Annotated in this window: 11 protein-coding genes, 1 pseudogene and 2 riboswitches; of the genes and pseudogenes, 8 read left to right on the top strand and 4 right to left on the bottom strand. The window is 50.0% G+C overall.

Annotation, left to right across the window (positions count from 1 at the left end; all coding sequences use genetic code 11):
* Positions 1-374, top strand: a 374-nt coding sequence (locus tag ACESLK_RS27190; protein WP_373232948.1) for a hypothetical protein, incomplete at its 5' end; no start/stop codon positions are given.
* Positions 375-391: 17 nt separating this feature from the next.
* On the opposite strand, the gene ACESLK_RS27185 is transcribed toward ACESLK_RS27190, so the two are convergent.
* The 3 genes from ACESLK_RS27185 to ACESLK_RS27175 are packed head-to-tail and all read right to left on the bottom strand — an operon-like array spanning position 392 to position 3,585.
* Complete coding sequence (locus ACESLK_RS27185) at positions 392-1,372, bottom strand: 2,3-diaminopropionate biosynthesis protein SbnB (protein ID WP_373232947.1); 981 nt, start codon at positions 1,370-1,372, stop codon at positions 392-394.
* 13 nt (positions 1,373-1,385) lie between these two features.
* Positions 1,386-2,345, bottom strand: coding sequence for a 2,3-diaminopropionate biosynthesis protein SbnA (sbnA, locus tag ACESLK_RS27180; protein WP_373232946.1), 960 nt, complete (start codon positions 2,343-2,345; stop codon positions 1,386-1,388).
* A 16-nt stretch (positions 2,346-2,361) separates the two neighbouring features.
* On the bottom strand, positions 2,362-3,585 hold the full coding sequence (locus ACESLK_RS27175) for a phenylacetate--CoA ligase family protein (RefSeq protein WP_373232944.1): 1,224 nt from the start codon (positions 3,583-3,585) through the stop codon (positions 2,362-2,364).
* A gap of 156 nt (positions 3,586-3,741) precedes the next feature.
* Here ACESLK_RS27175 and ACESLK_RS27170 point away from each other — a divergent pair, with 156 nt between their 5' ends.
* The 6 genes and pseudogenes from ACESLK_RS27170 to ACESLK_RS27145 all read left to right on the top strand — a co-directional run.
* Positions 3,742-4,539 carry a YheC/YheD family protein gene (locus tag ACESLK_RS27170; RefSeq protein ID WP_373232942.1) on the top strand — a complete coding sequence of 266 codons (798 nt, stop codon included), beginning with the start codon at positions 3,742-3,744 and terminating at the stop codon, positions 4,537-4,539.
* A 105-nt stretch (positions 4,540-4,644) separates the two neighbouring features.
* Positions 4,645-4,959 carry a TFIIB-type zinc ribbon-containing protein gene (locus ACESLK_RS27165; RefSeq protein ID WP_373232940.1) on the top strand — a complete coding sequence of 105 codons (315 nt, stop codon included), beginning with the start codon at positions 4,645-4,647 and terminating at the stop codon, positions 4,957-4,959.
* A 497-nt stretch (positions 4,960-5,456) separates the two neighbouring features.
* Complete coding sequence (locus ACESLK_RS27160) at positions 5,457-6,338, top strand: ABC transporter ATP-binding protein (protein ID WP_373232950.1); 882 nt, start codon at positions 5,457-5,459, stop codon at positions 6,336-6,338.
* A 42-nt stretch (positions 6,339-6,380) separates the two neighbouring features.
* Positions 6,381-7,424, top strand: a complete 1,044-nt coding sequence (locus tag ACESLK_RS27155; RefSeq protein WP_373232939.1) for an ABC transporter substrate-binding protein — start codon at positions 6,381-6,383, stop codon at positions 7,422-7,424.
* Positions 7,421-9,487: an iron ABC transporter permease gene (locus tag ACESLK_RS27150; RefSeq protein WP_373232938.1), complete on the top strand. Its 2,067-nt coding sequence runs from the start codon at positions 7,421-7,423 to the stop codon at positions 9,485-9,487. The genes ACESLK_RS27155 and ACESLK_RS27150 overlap by 4 nt, the downstream gene beginning before the upstream one ends.
* A 107-nt stretch (positions 9,488-9,594) precedes the next feature.
* Positions 9,595-9,696 (top strand): annotated as a pseudogene (locus ACESLK_RS27145) (short-chain dehydrogenase); the annotation flags it as partial.
* A gap of 64 nt (positions 9,697-9,760) precedes the next feature.
* Here the strand turns inward: ACESLK_RS27145 and ACESLK_RS27140 are convergent.
* Positions 9,761-10,258, bottom strand: coding sequence for a C40 family peptidase (locus tag ACESLK_RS27140; RefSeq protein WP_373232936.1), 498 nt, complete (start codon positions 10,256-10,258; stop codon positions 9,761-9,763).
* A gap of 3 nt (positions 10,259-10,261) precedes the next feature.
* Positions 10,262-10,402: riboswitch (cyclic di-AMP (ydaO/yuaA leader) on the bottom strand.
* A 661-nt stretch (positions 10,403-11,063) separates the two neighbouring features.
* A riboswitch (cyclic di-GMP riboswitch) is annotated at positions 11,064-11,149 on the top strand.
* Between the two features lie 89 nt (positions 11,150-11,238).
* Between ACESLK_RS27140 and ACESLK_RS27135 the strand changes: the two genes are divergently transcribed.
* Entirely contained in the window at positions 11,239-16,866 is a 5,628-nt protein-coding gene (locus ACESLK_RS27135; RefSeq protein WP_373232934.1) for an OmpL47-type beta-barrel domain-containing protein, read from the top strand.
* The last annotated feature ends 20 nt before the right edge of the window (positions 16,867-16,886 follow it).

The following is a 16,886-nucleotide window of genomic DNA, read 5'->3' as shown; positions in this document are numbered from 1 at the left end:
CGTTGCAATTAGCATTATGCGAACTGCATGGTCGGATGAGTGACCTCGGAGCGTTGCAATTAGCATTATGCGAACTGCATGGTCGGATGAGTGACCTCGGAGCGCTGCAGTTAGCATTGTGCGAACTGCATGGTCGGATGAGTGACCTCGGAGCGTTGCAATTAGCATTATGCGAACTGCATGGTCGGATGAGTGACCTCGGAGCGCTGCAGTTAGCATTGTGCGAACTGCATGGTCGGATGAGTGACCTCGGAGCGCTGCAGTTAGCATTGCGCGAACTGCATGGTCGGATGAGTGACCTCGGAGCGCTGCAGTTAGCATTGTGCGAACTGCATGGTCGGATGAGTGACCTCGGAGCGTTGTATTTAGCTTAAAATCGAACCTTTAACAGTTACTCCTCCAATGTAACACCGATACCTAGTCGCTCCGCTTGTCGCCAATAGTGAGCCGCTAAGGTAATGTCGAACGCGGCCATGCCCATCGGATTAAAGAATATAGGCTCATCAACAGTGAATTTCCGCAGCACATTGTCGCATACAACTTGTTTTAACGTTTGAACTCCACCTTCCTGAAGCCCGCATTTAAGGTGAAGCTGCTCGATGTCCGTATTTTCCCGGCATACCTCCCGCCAATCGTCAACGATGACGGCTTTAACGGCCTGAACGATCTGTGGCATATAGTCTCGTAAAGAGATGTTGAGAAGCAAGGTCCCCGGTGCAGGAAGCAGATCTATATATCGGTCGGTCGAAGCGGTGCACGTAATGAATACGTTGCTGGAAAGGTATACCTCTTGCCAAGAGGCGGCGATGTGCGTTATCCCGAGCAGGTTCGCGTCGATGGTCGAAGGATCGATTCCCTTACTATCGAATAGTCGCACAGAGCGAAGGCGATCCCCGAAAACCTCGCTGACCATCTCCAGATGACGCCACCCGATCGGCCCCCAGCCTATGATCCCCAGTTGAATAGGCTTCTCGGAATTTATATCACAATGAGCCTCAATATACTTTCGCAGCATCACTCCGCTAACCGCAGCAGTTCGAAGAGTATTCAGCCATCCACTCTGGAAGAAGGCTACGGGAACACCGCTATGGGGATCATTAAGGATAACGGTACAGTGCGCTCGCGGCAGCCCTTGCGTCTTGTTCCCCGGAAAGCTGGCAATCCACTTCACGCCGCTCGCTTCTACAGCCCCTCCGACGAACGCGGGCATTGCAATTATTCGATTACCTGGATGAAGGAATCGCAAGTAAGGTTTAAGGGGCTGGGATATTTCCTCCGTCTGCATGAGCCTGACAGTGGATTCTATCTGATCGATTAAGTTATTCCAATCCACTCCGATTTCCTGAATGTGCCTATCGTTTAAGTAAATCATCTGCTCTCACCTCTCAGGTGCCAGCCAAGATATGCTGCCGGACCCATTCATCGTTGTACACAGTATCCAAATAGCGATCTCCGCGATCGGGTAAGATGGCCACGCATGCCGCACCTTCCGGAATCTCATTCTGCATTGCCCGAATCGCTGAAAGGACGCCGCCGGATGAAGCTCCGCTTATAATGGCTTCGGTGCGGACAAGCTCTCGGCACGCCTCAACACACTCCCGTTCCGTCACATAAACGATACGGTCAATGAGCTCGGAACGATTAATCGGTGGAACGACGGCGGCTCCCAATCCAGGAAATTGGCGCTTTTCCTTGAATCCCCCGAAGATGACGCTTCCGACAGCATCCACGGCGATGATCTGTGTAGGCAATCCAAGCTCGCGAATTCGCTCCGCGCAGCCCCGAATCGTTCCGCAGGAGCTAACGCCGCAGAATAAATAATCGATGTGGGGCAATGCTTCAATAATCTCTGGCATCGTTGTATGATAATGCGCCAGATAGTTGTTCGGATTGCTATATTGATTTGTCCAATAGCAATCTTTGATCTCCTGTCGCAATTGCTTTACGCGTGCAATCCGTGCAGGCAAATAATCGCCGCTGACGGGGTCCGGCAGAGTTACCATTTCGATTTCCCCGTGCAAGCTGCGAATCAGCTTAAGATGTGTATCTGTCGTTCGAGGATCCACGACGCAGATAAACCGCAGCCCTAGTACCCGGCAAATCGTCGCTAAGCTTACGGCCATATTACCGGAGCTGGACTCGATTACAGCCGTACCGGGCCCGATTTCTCCTGTCCGAAGCGCTTCTTGGATAATGAACAAGGCTGGACGGTCCTTGGAGCTGCCGCCTGGATTCATCATCTCCAGCTTGGCATGCACCTGAAAAGAAACCCCCCTGAATAGCCGTCTCAGCGGAACAAGCGGAGTGCGGCCGATTGTCCGGAGTAAGCCGTCCAATATATCCATCGCATGAGATCTCCCCTCAGTCGTAGAAAATCCTTTTGTGCTTAAGCACGGTACTGTCAAATGTAAGTGGCGAAGGAATGACTCTGAGCGATTCAAGCATCCGGCCTCGAATCATGCAGCCGATCTCCGGGATGCGATCCAGCAGCTCAAGTTCAATTCTAGAAAATATGGCAGGATCCTGTTCCTTGCTATCGATATGAACGGTTAATTTGTTGGCGTGAACCTGAATGCGTACCTGGGCTTCCTTGAGGTGGCGGTAGACGACATCCTCAATATCATAAATGCTGATTTTCTCCCCATGCTTAAGCTCAGAACCGAGACGCCTGACGATCGCCTTAAAGCTCTGTCTCCATTGTCCGTTCACAAGGATGGGCCGCAGATCTCGTACGACATCATATGTTACGTAACGCAGCGAGGGAAACAAGTCACGTGTCATTGAGGTTAGCACCAGTACCGACTCATTCTCGCTCAAAGGATCGGCATCGTTGAACAGTGCATCAACAGCGACCCCTTCTGCTTCAATACCTTTCGCGAATAGATACCGTCCATGCACATGCGAGAAATAAGCGATCGTACCGATTTCTATCGAACCATAAGTATCCGTAATGTCCGTCTGTGCAATGCCAAGCCTTTCCGCGACGCTGTGAACCCATGAAGGTGAGGCAATCTCTCCGACGAGGATGACTTTGTGAATGCCGCTTTCAGCCATGTTATTTGCCGATTCTGTTAGAAGACGGTCGAGTATGGAAGGCATCGTATACAGGACGTGAGGACGGAAAGCCTGGATTCGCTCGAGATGCTGTTCGATTGGCTGCTGGAAAGGGATAGAATCGACCTTGAGCCCTATGCTCCGAAACACTTCTAATGCTGTATTAGCGGCATGGCCGGTACCCATATCGGACAGCGCCGTACGAATCGTTGAAGGCTGTAGAAGCTGCTGGAAGATAGCAGATTTGATGCTTACATAACGCTCCTCGTCCTCAGGGGAATAATAGATCGTCTTACGCCGCAGCGAGCTGGTACCGGAGGTTCGATAGGAAGTCACACCAGGCTGCTGGCTTAATGGCTGCTCGGGGCAATAATAGAATTTCTCTAATACGTCCGATGTGATTAATGGCAGCTTTCCATACGAATCAGGAGCTCGAGTGTGATCGTTGAACTCCGCGAGCAATCGTCCGTACCACGGAAATATATCTAGAGTGCTCTGAAGCTTACTTTGGAGCTGCGCGGTATCTAGCACATTTACCCCTCCTAATGCCGTCACGGTACGATAATTAAATTATATGTTCCAAAGCCGTGCAGGTTCTTCTTCTAGACATAGGCCCCAGCCCTTCCCTCTGAGGGGGATTGCCATACAGTATCGTACAGGGCAATGTCTATCTGGGAGAAAAAGGGGATGAATACGCCTATGAACAAGCAGAGAGCGGTATCTAGCAAGTGGACCAAAACCCGGGTGCTGGCCAGATCGAACTCCTTGGCACCCCATATTCCGACAACGCGCCGACTAAATCGAAGAACCTTGTCACTATTATTAAAAAAGCATGGAATGGTTTACGTGAAGCCCGTGTCGGGCTCCTGCGGGATTGGCGTAATGCGTTTAGATCAGCAGAAGGGCAAATGGATTGTTCGAGACGGGAGGAAGCGTACCAAGTTTGGCACCTTCCATGCTCAGTTTCAGTGGCTCCGCAAACGGATACGGAGAAAATCCTATATCGTGCAGAGAGGCATACACGTGCTGAGGTATAAGGGAAGACCGATCGACTTTCGCGTTATGATTCAGAAGGGGAGAAAAGCCAAGTGGAAGGTAACCGGAACGGCGGCTAGGGTTGCCCATCCCCGCAAAGCGGTAACAAATGGCAGTCAAGGCGGGAGCATCTACTCAACCAGAGTCTTACTACGGCGCACGACGGGTAACAAGCAAGCAAGGAGACTCCTGAGTAAATTCAACCGGATGGCACGATTAACGGCACGACGTTTCTCGCAGGCTTACCCTAGAATGAATGAACTAGGTCTAGACATTGCCGTGGATCGCCGTAACCGGGCATGGATTTTAGAGGTTAACACAAGGCCCGATCCTTGTCCTTTCACAAAACTAGCAGACTCCTCAATGTTAAGAAGGATTGTTCGTTATGCCAAAGGGTACGGAAGGAATTATTCATTAAAATGTATCAAGGCGAAGAGAGGGGCAAGGTAACGTTGTCGATTTCTTGCTAGAAAGGTTACTTCCTGACCATTAAGAAACCTCGCAGTGTCTGTCCCGTATAAATAGGGTAAACTACTGGAAGAGGGAGGAATTAATATGAATTGTCCGGTTTGTGAAGGGTCTCGAATGAGGGAAGTAGAGAAGGATGGTATTCTTATCGATCTCTGTCCAACCTGCAAAGGGGTTTGGTTCGATCGCGGGGAGCTGGATAAGTTAATGCAAGGTGTCAAGGAAGTGCGTCAAGAATATAACGAGTGGTACTACGGGGATTCAGCAAGAGGATCACAACCGCCCCAACAATCGTATAACCCGCCTCCACAGCAGTATAATCAACAGCATAATTCCCACTATCCACCCCATAAGAAAAGGAAAAAGAGCGTCATGGACGTGTTCGGAGATTTGTTCGATTAAGTTGAATACTCGTTAAGACTGTCCCGGTTCGTTGCCGGGACAGTTTTTTTTATAAGCCGCCGAATCCGACGCCCAGATTAGCTGTAGGTACAGAATCGAGGCTATCGATTAACAGTTCCTAACTTCGGAAATCTGCGGGAGACCACAAAATGTATGCGAAAAATCATACAAAAAGAGCGTCATACACATCGAATCAGTCGATTCTATACGAAATTTCATACAAAAAATTTGATTTGAGCCCGGATTCTGTAAATGTATGCGAAAAATCATATACATTCTCTGCATATGTATGTTCACGTTAAAAATGTCCACAATTAATCGACAGTCTCGAATCTGAACCTAAACCGCCGAATACACCGCCCAGAGAAGCTGTAGTGTACTATTCCCTTGGAAAATAACAAAAAATCATTGTTTACTCATTGACAATGACAATGAGAACCATTATCATTCAAAACGTAGGAAGTATTGAGAATCGTTTTCAACGAAGGATGGATGAAATGAAGTCACGGTTAACTACAAGTCAGTTATCCCTAGCCTATGGAAGCCGGCAAATTGTGCAGGAGCTGAATTTGCACGTCCCGGACGGTCTGATTACGGCGCTAGTCGGCGCTAATGGATCAGGCAAATCAACCATTCTGAAATCAATGGCTCGAATTCTCAACCCCGTGCAAGGCGGAGTCTTCTTAGACGGGAAGCTTATTCATCGACAGCCAACGAAGGAAGTGGCTAAGCAATTGGCCATTCTTCCACAAAACCCGTCCTCTCCCGAGGGTCTAACGGTGCGTGAGCTAGTCTCGTTCGGTCGTTATCCTCATCAGAAGGGCTTCGGGAATTTATCGGTGGAAGACAATCGAATGATCGAGTGGGCACTGCACGCGACCGGAATGACGGCGTTTAGCGATCGGCCTGTTGATCATTTGTCCGGAGGCCAGCGTCAGCGGGCTTGGATAGCTATGTCTCTCGCACAGGGCACTGAAGTGCTTTTGCTTGATGAACCGACTACTTTCCTGGATATGGCCCACCAAATGGAAGTCATGACTTTGCTAGAAAAGCTAAATCGCGAACAGAAGCGCACGATCATTATGGTTGTTCATGATCTGAACCATGCTGCTAGATATGCTCAGCATATTGTTGCTTTGAAGGACGGAGTGGTGCTGCATGAAGGCAATCCGGAGAAGGTTATGACAAGCCAGATGCTTCGCGAAGTATTCAATATTGACGCGGATGTCATCCCCGATCCTCGTACGGGCGCTCCGCTCTGCCTGCCTTACGGCTTGGCGGAAGCTCTTTCACCTTCAAGCGTTCAAATAGGTGCAGCCGAACCAACGGCAAACTCCGCAGCTCAAGCGAGCAAGCCGAAGGTCGAAGCGACAGCCTAGGTAAAAGCCTAATAAAACATTTTTCTGGAGGCAACTAATATCATGAAAAAATTGCTAAGCATTATAGCGGTATCTATAGTTATGGCCATTATCGTCGCAGGATGCGGCGCCAGTAATAATAACGAAGCCGGGGCATCGAACAGCGCTAGTCCTTCCGCTAGCCCTTCTACAGAAGCCAGCCCAAGCGCATCTGCCGAATCGCCGTCACCGGTAGCTTCCGGCCCGATCGTCATCAAGCATGCCAAAGGCGAAACGACATTAGACAAGCCGGCGCAGCGTGTCGTCGTGCTCGAATGGATTTTCACCGAGGACCTGCTCGCTCTGGGTTTGCAGCCGATCGGGAACGCAGACAACAAGGAGTTCGCTAATTGGGTGACTCCCGAAGTTCCGCTGGCAAGCGACGTAACCGACGTAGGAATGCGTTGGGAGCCGAGCATGGAGACGATCGCTTCATTGAAACCGGACCTCATTATTTCCAACTCCGACAACAACGCAGCTATCTACGACCAACTGAATGCCATTGCGCCGACCATCGAATTCGATCCGTATCCGGATGGCGTTGACCAATACACGGCAACCATCGACATTTTTAATACCATTGCGACCGCAGTAGGTAAAGAAGCCGAAGCCGACCAATACCTGGTCGACCTGGACCAATACTTTGCAGATGCCAAAGCTAAGCTGGCCGCAGCGGGCAAAGAAAATTTCAAGTACGTCATAACCCAGGCGTTTACCGTGCAGAACAATGCGGCATTGAGATTGTTCACGGATTCTTCCGTCGTCTCCCAGACGCTGGCCCGTATCGGTCTTGTAAATGAATGGAAATCGGACAAGTTCATGAAATACGGCTTCACAGACTCGACCGTCGAGGCTCTTCCCGCGGTAATGGACACCAACTTCCTCTATATCGTACAAAAGGAAGACGATGTCTTCGCCAACGCACTGAAGGACAATTCGGTATGGAAAGGTCTTAACTTCGTCAAAGAAAATCGTACTTATGCTCTGGACGGAAGCACCTGGACGTTCGGTGGCCCCACCTCTTCGAAGGTTCTCGTGGATCGCGTCGTTGAAGTCTTGACCAAATGAATACGGTAACAGATACGCATAGGTCATTATCAAGTACGACCAGCAGCAAAAGTATAATTGCGATATTCGGGGGCGGCGTCGCTGCCCTCGTTGTTCTCATGTTCGCGAGTTTATGTTTCGGAGAGGCGAAGGTTTCCGTATCCACGGTCATCGCCGCCTTACAGAACCGTCAGGACTTGATGGATCATAATCTAGTATGGGATATCCGGATGCCCCGCATGATGCTGGGCCTACTCACCGGTACCGGGCTGGCCATTGCCGGAGCTCTGCTCCAGACGATCACCAAAAACCCGCTCGCCGCCACGGATACGCTCGGCATTAACGGCGGAGCGTATTTCATGGTAGTGCTGGGCACGATTTTCTTTCCTGCCACGCTTCATCAGTCGCCTTTCCTAATCGCTGTTCTGGGAGGAACGGGTGCCGCTATGGCAGCCTTTATTCTGGCGGGCGGCAAAGCGTCAAGTCCCATCCGGCTGGCGCTGTCGGGAATGATCGTGTCGCTCGTACTCGGGTCCTTCACGAACGCGCTGCATATTTTCTACGCTTATGAATCTCAATCTTTATTTTTATGGGGCGCAGGCTCGCTTAACCAGCTGGATTGGAGCGGTGTGCAGTATGCCTGGCCTTGGATTATGGGAGCGGTCGTTCTGGCTTTCCTGTTCGGCAAGCAGTTCGACGTACTGGATCTTGACGAAGCGACGGCCAGGTCGCTCGGGCAGAAGGTCGACCTGACCCGGTTTCTCGGTTTGGCGCTTTCTGTGCTTATGGCGGCCGTCGTCGTCAGCGTCGCCGGTCCGATCGGATTCGTGGGTCTGGTCGCTCCCCACCTTGTCCGCCTAAGCGGGTTGCGCTCGCATCGCTGGCTTATTCCGGCCACCGCATTGTGGGGTGCCGTCCTCATTACCGGCGCAGACGTTCTTGCCCGCATGGTGCGGAGCGGAATGGGGGAGGTGCCCGTCGGCGCGGTCATGGCGGTCATCGGAGCGCCGTGGTTAATCTGGCTGGTCCTGCGGAAAATGAAGGCGATATCCGGCTCGGCAGGCGGCGTCTCCATGAGCGTCGTGGGACGACCGATGAAGATCCGTTATTCAAGGCTGGTCGTCATTCTGTTCTTACTCGTTATTGCGCTTATTTTGGTAAGTATGACGATGGGAGCGACGCAAGTGCCGATCAGGCAGCTATGGTCAAGTCTTATCGGGTCTGACAGCGCTGCGAGCTATTCGGTAATTCTTAATTTGCGGCTGCCGCGGACGTTGGTATCGGCCGGAGCGGGTATTGCCCTGGCGGTCAGCGGAGTGCTCATCCAAAGCGCGGTCCGCAATCCGCTCGCTGATGCCTCGATTATCGGCATCACCTCGGGTGCGGGGTTCGGAGCGCTTGCGGTGCTCATCGCTTGGCCGCAGCTGCCGATCTCGCTTCTGTCCATCGCCGCAATCATCGGCGCCGTGGGATCCGCCGCGATCGTCTTCGCTCTCGCTTGGCGCAAGGGGCTTAATCCATCCGTTCTGATCCTGCTCGGCATCGCGGTATCGGCAATCGGTGCGGCTGGCATCCAGGTGCTGATCGTGCGCGGCTCGCTCTGGGGAAGCACGGGCTTCATCTGGCTGACCGGCACGACTTACGGCCGCACATGGGATCAGGTGAATACCATCGCCATATTTTTGCTCGTGCTGCTTCCGCTCGCCTGGAATCTGGGGCGGCGGTTCGACCTACTCGCATTTGGAGACGACAGCTCCGTCGGCTTCGGCTTGCCGGTTCGCGGCACGAGATTGGCCGCCATGGCGGTCGGTGTGCTCCTGGCGGCGGGTGCCGTCGCTTGCGTCGGCACGATCGGCTTCCTGGGATTAATGGCGCCGCACGCTGTCCGACTCCTGATCGGGCATAACACGAGGCATTCGATCGTGCTTTCCAGCTTGCTGGGAGCGCTGCTCCTCGTGCTCGCGGATACTGTTGGCCGGACCGTGATGGCACCCACGGAAATCCCGTCCGGAATTTTGATCACATTGCTCGGAGCGCCTTACTTCCTGTTTCTCATGTTCCGGACTTTTGCGCGCAGGGCGTGACAGCTGTCTGTGACTAAACCCTATAAAGACAGGTCGATCCTACAGTTTACGCTCTCTCCCGCCATTGTTAAATGGTCAAAACAGGGGAGGGCTTTTTTTATGGATAAGAACTTAAAGATGTTGCTGATGTTGCTGCCTTTCTAGCTTCTCCTGACAGCCGCAGGGTAACCGGACAATTAATTGATGCCAGTGGAGGATCTCATTTGTAAGTCATATGGATGATAAAAAAACGAAGACCCGCATTAGCGGGCCTTCGTCATAAAGCTAAATCAATCATTCCGGTGCCGTCGTTTCATCAACGACATCCGGTACAGTGGCTACTTCTTGATAAGTCTCTGCATCCATTACACGACGAGCAGTAACATAACGCTTCGCATAATAAGAATCATTCATTCCAGAAATCCTAACGCCTTTGGAACTGGAGGAATGCGCGAATTTATTATCGCCGACATAGATGCCAACGTGCGAAATGCCGCTTCCGCTTGTGTTGAAGAATACAAGATCGCCTGCCCGCAAGCTATCGCGAGCTACTTTCTTGCCTTTGGTTGCTTGATCTCTCGATATGCGAGGCAAATCTATACCGAGCTTCTTGAAGACGTACCCCGTAAAGCCGGAGCAGTCGAATCCACTCGTTGATGTTCCGCCGTAGTCGTAATCGATACCGATCAGTTTATCAACCGTTTCATCTAGCTTGGAGTCTGCGAATGCGCTGCCTACCTGAAAAGCTAACAGAAATGCAAGAGAAAATATGAATACTGAAACTTTGCGCAAAGCGGTGACTCCTTCCAATGCCTACGAGGTTAGCTGGAGGGTTCGGTAGAAGGTTCCCCTATGGCTCCTGTGAAGCAAAGCCAATTCACCCGACTAAATGGTTCCCCCGTTTCCTGGTGCGCAGGAACTCGGCAATTTTTTGGTACACAGCTTTAGATATTCGGCGATCCCGACAAATTCCCTGCATTTTCTAGATTAGAATTCCTTAATCTTCATAGAGAAACTAGGAAATCATACCCCCTTTTTCCCAAATATTTACCCGACAATAACAACGGCAAACCCCGGCCACAGCCCATCATAGGCTGAACCGGGGTATGTCCCGTTAATAATATTGTCGAATGGGACAGTGAGTCTTATGACCTTGGTTTCGACCAAATCTGATACTGTGAAGCGGCCGTCCACAGCGTTAGAAGCGTATTAAATGGAAAGTCTGATGTAGCATGACGGCGAGCAGCAATCCCTGAATCGCATACTGTTACGGAGGAACAGCATGCGATACTGAAAAAGAAGAACCAATACATACTTATGCCGTACAGTCATGTCTCATCCCTATTTTTATTATCCGCGAATCCCAATCACCTCATCGCACTATTGTTTCGAGCAAACCCTCAACGATGCGCGTTTTTCCAGTAACGACCGCATCCGATAGCGGCAGCGGGATGGATCGAAATGGGCTAATTTTCACTAAACTATGACATTAATACTGATATAATAGTATATTTCACCTATTACAGTGCAAAAGACCTATTCACACTACTAGATTCGACGCCTTATTATAGAGATAAAGTCGCATCCAAAAAAAACCAAGTGAAAAGGGCAAATCATGAGAAATCATGATACGCAAAGCCAAGGACCTTAACCACGCTCAGTGGAAGGCAGCCGGTTGCCACAAGGAATCATAGACATTTTACTATGAACCTTGCCAGAGGTTTATTTTTTTTTCAAAATATCCCGTTTATACAAAGAAAGGTAGGACAATCATGAAAAAACGTCAAGCTACTAACAAGTTTTCTTTCCTGGTTTCGCTTTTGCTTTTGATTCAGGTCTTATTTCCTACAGCAAACCTATTCGCGGCAGAGACAAATAACAACTTGCTGCCACCTAGCAATTTATCTTATCAGCTCATGACACCGACCGACGTTAAGCTGACATGGAGCGCTGTATTTGGAGCTACCGGTTATAAGGTCTATGAGATTACGGACGGCCAGCTCATCGCACGCGGTACGTCGACAACGACCTCCTTTACCATAAACAGTCTTCCTGAAGGAACGTATACCTATGTGGTGTCGACCTTAAGCGCGGACGGTGAGTCCGGGCCATGTGCACCGATCACGGTGGATATTATTTATCCGGACATGACGGCGCCGACCTTGACGTATACGATTCAAAACGGCAACGACATCGTTTTGAACTGGACGGCTTCCCCAAACGCCCAAAACTATAATCTGTACCAAATCCAAGCGGACGGCCAAGCAACACTGGTCAAAACGCAGACGACACGTGCATATACAATTGTCAATTCGCCTGCGGGGACATATAAGTACGCGGTTACCGCATCGAATTCTGTCTATGGCGAATCGCCTTTATCCGCTCCTATCGAAGTTGCCGTTGTTTATCCGACAATGACGGCACCCGGCAACTTCACATTTACCCTTACGAACGTAAATGACGTCACCCTCAATTGGAACGTGGCCAGTTATGCCACGAATTATAATGTCTATCAGATCATTGACGGCCAAAAGGTATTAATAAGCACGGTGACCGGGACTACGGTTAAGTTTACGAATCAACCCACCGGCGATTATGTCTACGAAGTATATTCGTATAGCGCTCGTTTCGGCGAATCGCCGGAAGGCAGCAAAATCACAGTAACCGTCGGATCCGTGACGATGACTGCACCGGAAAATCTAACGTACAAGCTGCAAAACGTCAATGACGTTATCCTGACTTGGAGTACCGTTTCATATGCCACGAGCTATAAAATCTATCAAATTATCGACGGGCAACCCATACTGAAAAGCACGGTAACCGGCACAACCGTCACCTATACCAACCAACCGGCCGGTGATTACATCTATGAGGTGCATTCCTATAGCGACCGATTCGGTGAATCGGCGGAAGGCACTCAAGTCACCTTTACGCTGGGTGCAGTGATCATGGCGCCTCCTGGCAACTTTACCTACAAGCTGCAGAACCTCAACGATATTGTCTTAACCTGGGGGACCGCAGCAAACGCGAACAGTTATAAAATCTATCAGATTTCAAACGGCCAAAAAGTGTTGAAAAGCACGGTAACCGGTACAACGATCACCTATACCAACCAGCCGGCGGGTGATTATGTCTACGAGGTTCATTCCTTCTCCACTCGCTACGGCGAATCACCGGAAGGCAGCCAAGTTACGTTAACAATAGAAGCCGTTATCATGGCAGCACCGGAGAATTTCCAATACAAGCTCCTAAACGGAAATGATATCGTCCTAACTTGGGATGCTGCAGCAAACGCAAATACCTATAAAGTTTATCAAATTACGGACGGGCAGAAAACGTTGAAAAGCACAGTGACCGGCACAACCGTCACTTACGCCAATCAGCCGCAAGGGAATTACACCTATGAGGTTCATTCCTTCTCCACCCGTTTCGGTGAATCGTTAGCAGGCAGCCAAGTCTCCATCCCGCTGACTTTCCCGATAATGGAGCCGCCGGCGAATTTGATACAAACGGTTAAAAACGCGACGGATTTTACCCTGACTTGGGACTCTTCCGCTTATGCGACAAGCTATAAAGTTTACCAGATCGTAAATGGGCAAAAGGTGCTTAAAAGCACGGTAACCGGCTTAACCGTCACGTATACCGGAATGTCGCCGGGCGAATACACCTATGAAGTTCATTCGGTTTCGACCCGTTTCGGGGAGTCGCCGGTAGGAACTCAGCTGACGATGACGCTTGATGGACAAACGATGCAAGCGCCGGCCAATCCGACCTACAGCATAGCAAACGGTAATGACGTTACCTTAAAATGGTCGACCGTAACATACGCAACGAGCTATAAAATCTATCAAGTGGTCGACGGACAAAAGATTCTGAAAAGCACGATAACCGGCACAACCGTCACTTATACGAACCAGCCGGAGGGTACATTAAATTATGAGGTCCACTCTGTTTCGAAAATTTTGGGAGAGTCGCCTGAAGGCGCGGAGATAACATTCACGCTGGTTCATCCCAAGGTAGCTGCTCCGGGCAACTTTACGTATAAAATTCAGAACGGTAATGATGTCGTACTGACTTGGGGAGCCGTCACTTACGGGAACTCCTATAAAGTCTATGAACTTGTTGACGGTCAGAAGGTTCTGAAGAATTCGGTTACAACCCTGACCGTGACGCAAACGAATGTAATCGGTGGTGAACACACCTATATCGTTCATGCGGTGAGCAACCGTTTCGGTGAATCGCCGGAAGGCAGCCAAGTGACCTTTACGCTTGATATTCCAATCATGCAGGCGCCGGGTAGTTTCACGAAGACCATAACCAACGGGAACGACATCACCTTTAAGTGGAGTGCCGTAACCTATGCATCAGGTTATAATCTGTATCAAGTGATCGACGGCCAAGAAGTACTGAAGAAAACGCAGACCGGACTAACAGTCACGTTCGCCAACCAGCCTGAGGACGATTACACCTATGTCGTACGCTCTTACAGCACTCGTTTCGGCGAATCGCCGGAAGGCAGCGAACTTAAGTTTACTTTGGTCTGGCCGACGATGCAGGCGCCGGGTAATTTCACGAAGACCATAACCAACGGGAACGACATCACCTTTAAGTGGAGTGCCGTAACCTATGCATCAGGTTATAATCTGTATCAAGTGATCGACGGTCAAGAAGTACTGAAGAAAACGCAGACCGGACTCACAGTCACGTTCGCGAACCAGCCTGAGGACGACTACACCTATGTAGTGCGCTCCTACAGCACTCGTTTCGGTGAATCGCCGGAAGGCAGCGAACTTAAGTTTACGTTGGTCTGGCCGACGATGCAGGCGCCGGGTAGTTTCACGAAGACCATTGCTAACGGCAACGACATCACTTTGAAATGGAATGCGGTAACTTATGCGACTGCTTACAGGGTATACCAAGTGGTCGACGGGCAAAAAGTGTTGAAAAGCACATTAACAACTACGACCGTCAAGTACGTGAACATGCCCGCCGGTGATTACAGCTATGAGGTTTACTCCTACAGCAGCCGTTTCGGTGAATCGCCAATCGGAAGCACGCTCGAATTCCCGCTGGTTTGGCCGGTTGTTCAGCCGCCTGTTTTGACGGGGGCCGTTTTTAACGCTAACAATATTACGCTGTCATGGCCTGCGGTTACTTGGGCGAACGAATATCGCATTTATGATTTAACGGGAGGCAACCGGCAATTAATCTATAAGGGTACGGCTTTAAACTTCAAAGTATACAATCTGTCGGAGGATACGCATTCGTATGAAGTGACCGCGTATAACACTCGTTTTGGAGAGTCTGTATCTTCGAACCGAGTGACCGAAACGATTGTATTCCCGGTTATGCAGCCTCCGGTTGCTGCGGTGAAGCTGTTAAGCGATACGAGCGCCCGAATTTCATGGAACTTCGTCACCTACGCAAACGGGTATAACATATTTGAACTGATTGACGGCCAACCGGTTCTGTTGACGGAGAACCTGAACAACCTGTCTTTCACGGTTTCGGATTTATCCTATAAGAACCATGAATATTATGTGACATCGTACAGCAACTCGTTCGGCGAATCGGAACCGTCGAATACCGTCCTTGCCAAGCTGATCATTGATACGGAAGCGCCGGTGACGAAAGCGGAAGCCCCCGCCGGTTGGACGAATCAAAGCCAAATCGTCACCTTATCGGCAACGGATAACGAAACGGGAGTCGCAAACACGTTCTATGCCCTGAATGACGGTGAGTTTACGGCAGGAACCTCCGTTACGGTTGACAAAGAAGGCGTAAACAAAGTTTCCTTCTACTCGGTAGATAAAGTCGGCAACACGGAAGCGGTACAAACGATTTCCGTCAAGATCGATCTAACTTTACCGAGCACGAAGGTAAGCGAGATTCCGGCATGGTTTACGCAAACAGCCGTCTTGGATTTAACCGCAACGGACGCCCATAGCGGTGTAGCAAAAACGTACTATTCCGTCAACGGCTCCGACTATGTGGAAGGTAATTCGATCACGGTAGACATAGAGGGTGCAAGCGAGGTCAGCTTTTACTCGGTTGACCAAGCTGGGAACAAGGAACCGGCTCACTCGGTTGAAGTGAAAATCGACCGATCAGCCCCTGTAACGTCTTCGAACGCATCAGAAGCATGGAGCATAGAAAAAGCGGATGTAACGTTGACTGCAGTAGACACTCAGAGCGGCGTAGCAAAAACGTACTATTCCGTAAACGGCTCCGACTATGTGGAAGGTACCGCATTCACTGTAGAAAATGAGGGGATCAGCAAAATTAGCTTCTACTCGGTCGACCAAGCGGGTAACAAGGAAACGGCTCACTCGGTTGAAGTGAAAATAGATCGTACAGCGCCGATAACTGTTTCTGAAGCGCCTACGGCATGGGTAAAAGAAGCGGTAGTGCATTTAACCGCAACGGACGCCCATAGCGGAGTAGCTAAAACTTACTATTCCGTCAACGGCACCGAATATGCTGAAGGTCAATCGATCACGGTAGACAATGAGGGCGTCAACAAGGTCAGCTTCTATTCTGTTGACCAAGCGGGCAACAAGGAAACGGCTCAGACGATAGAAGTAAAAATCGACCGTACAGCGCCAATAACTGTTTCCAACGTTCCTTTAACATGGACGAAAGAAGATGTTGCAGTCCAGTTAACCGCAACGGATACGCTAAGCGGCACAGCCAAAACGTTCTATTCGATCAATGGTTCGGAATATACGGAAGGCATTTCATTTAATGTCAGTGCTGAAGGCATTCATAAAGTTTCTTTCTACTCAATCGATTCAGCTGGAAACATCGAGAATGTAAGCGCGGTTGAGGTGAAAATCGACAAGACCGCACCGGTCATAACGATGAATCTTAACGAAGAGTATAAAGCTGGAACGACGTTGCTGCTAAGTTACTCGGCGATCGATATGCTTTCGGGGATCCTTACTGAGAAGATGACTGTTACCCTTCCAAACGGAGCGACTGTGGACGCAGTGCAGAACAGCGGAATTGTATTAGAGAAGCCAGGTGTCTATACTGTTACGGTAATCGTTACTGATGCTGTGGGCCTTAGCACCACACTGACAAAACAATTTGTTGTTTACCTGCAGGCTTCCATAACGGTGACTCCTAATGTCATCAAAGGGAATAAAGGAGTGTTTACCGTTCGTGTAGACTTACCGAATGGCTACAGCACCCAAGGTTTCAACCTAGATACCGCAACTCTTAACGGCGTGAAGGCTCTTAATAGCAACAATGGCTATTACAATCAGGCAAAGCTCGGACAATTCAAATTCGAACGTTCCGATTTCAATTGGACAACTCCGGAAGTTACAGTGCACTTCCGCGGGTATGTCGACGGTATACTGGTAATCGGCGAAAAGACCGTAAAAACCCAAAAATAAAAGCAATAGCGAAGGCCCCT

Origin of the sequence: Cohnella sp., from assembly GCF_041640265.1 — a bacterium.
Lineage (GTDB): Bacteria > Bacillota > Bacilli > Paenibacillales > Paenibacillaceae > Cohnella.
The sequence above is the reverse complement of the archived record's forward strand: the minus strand, read 5'-3'. Positions and strand labels throughout refer to the sequence as shown.

Excerpts from the sequence above, each read along its gene's own strand:
- ACESLK_RS27165 (WP_373232940.1), top strand. The coding sequence starts at position 4,645 with ATGAATTGTCCGGTTTGTGAAGGGTCTCGAATGAGGGAAGTAGAGAAG.
- ACESLK_RS27170 (WP_373232942.1), top strand. The coding sequence starts at position 3,742 with ATGAATACGCCTATGAACAAGCAGAGAGCGGTATCTAGCAAGTGGACC.
- ACESLK_RS27160 (WP_373232950.1), top strand. The coding sequence starts at position 5,457 with ATGAAGTCACGGTTAACTACAAGTCAGTTATCCCTAGCCTATGGAAGC.
- ACESLK_RS27135 (WP_373232934.1), top strand. The coding sequence starts at position 11,239 with ATGAAAAAACGTCAAGCTACTAACAAGTTTTCTTTCCTGGTTTCGCTT.
- sbnA (WP_373232946.1), bottom strand. The coding sequence starts at position 2,345 with ATGGATATATTGGACGGCTTACTCCGGACAATCGGCCGCACTCCGCTT.
- ACESLK_RS27185 (WP_373232947.1), bottom strand. The coding sequence starts at position 1,372 with ATGATTTACTTAAACGATAGGCACATTCAGGAAATCGGAGTGGATTGG.
- ACESLK_RS27155 (WP_373232939.1), top strand. The coding sequence starts at position 6,381 with ATGAAAAAATTGCTAAGCATTATAGCGGTATCTATAGTTATGGCCATT.
- ACESLK_RS27150 (WP_373232938.1), top strand. The coding sequence starts at position 7,421 with ATGAATACGGTAACAGATACGCATAGGTCATTATCAAGTACGACCAGC.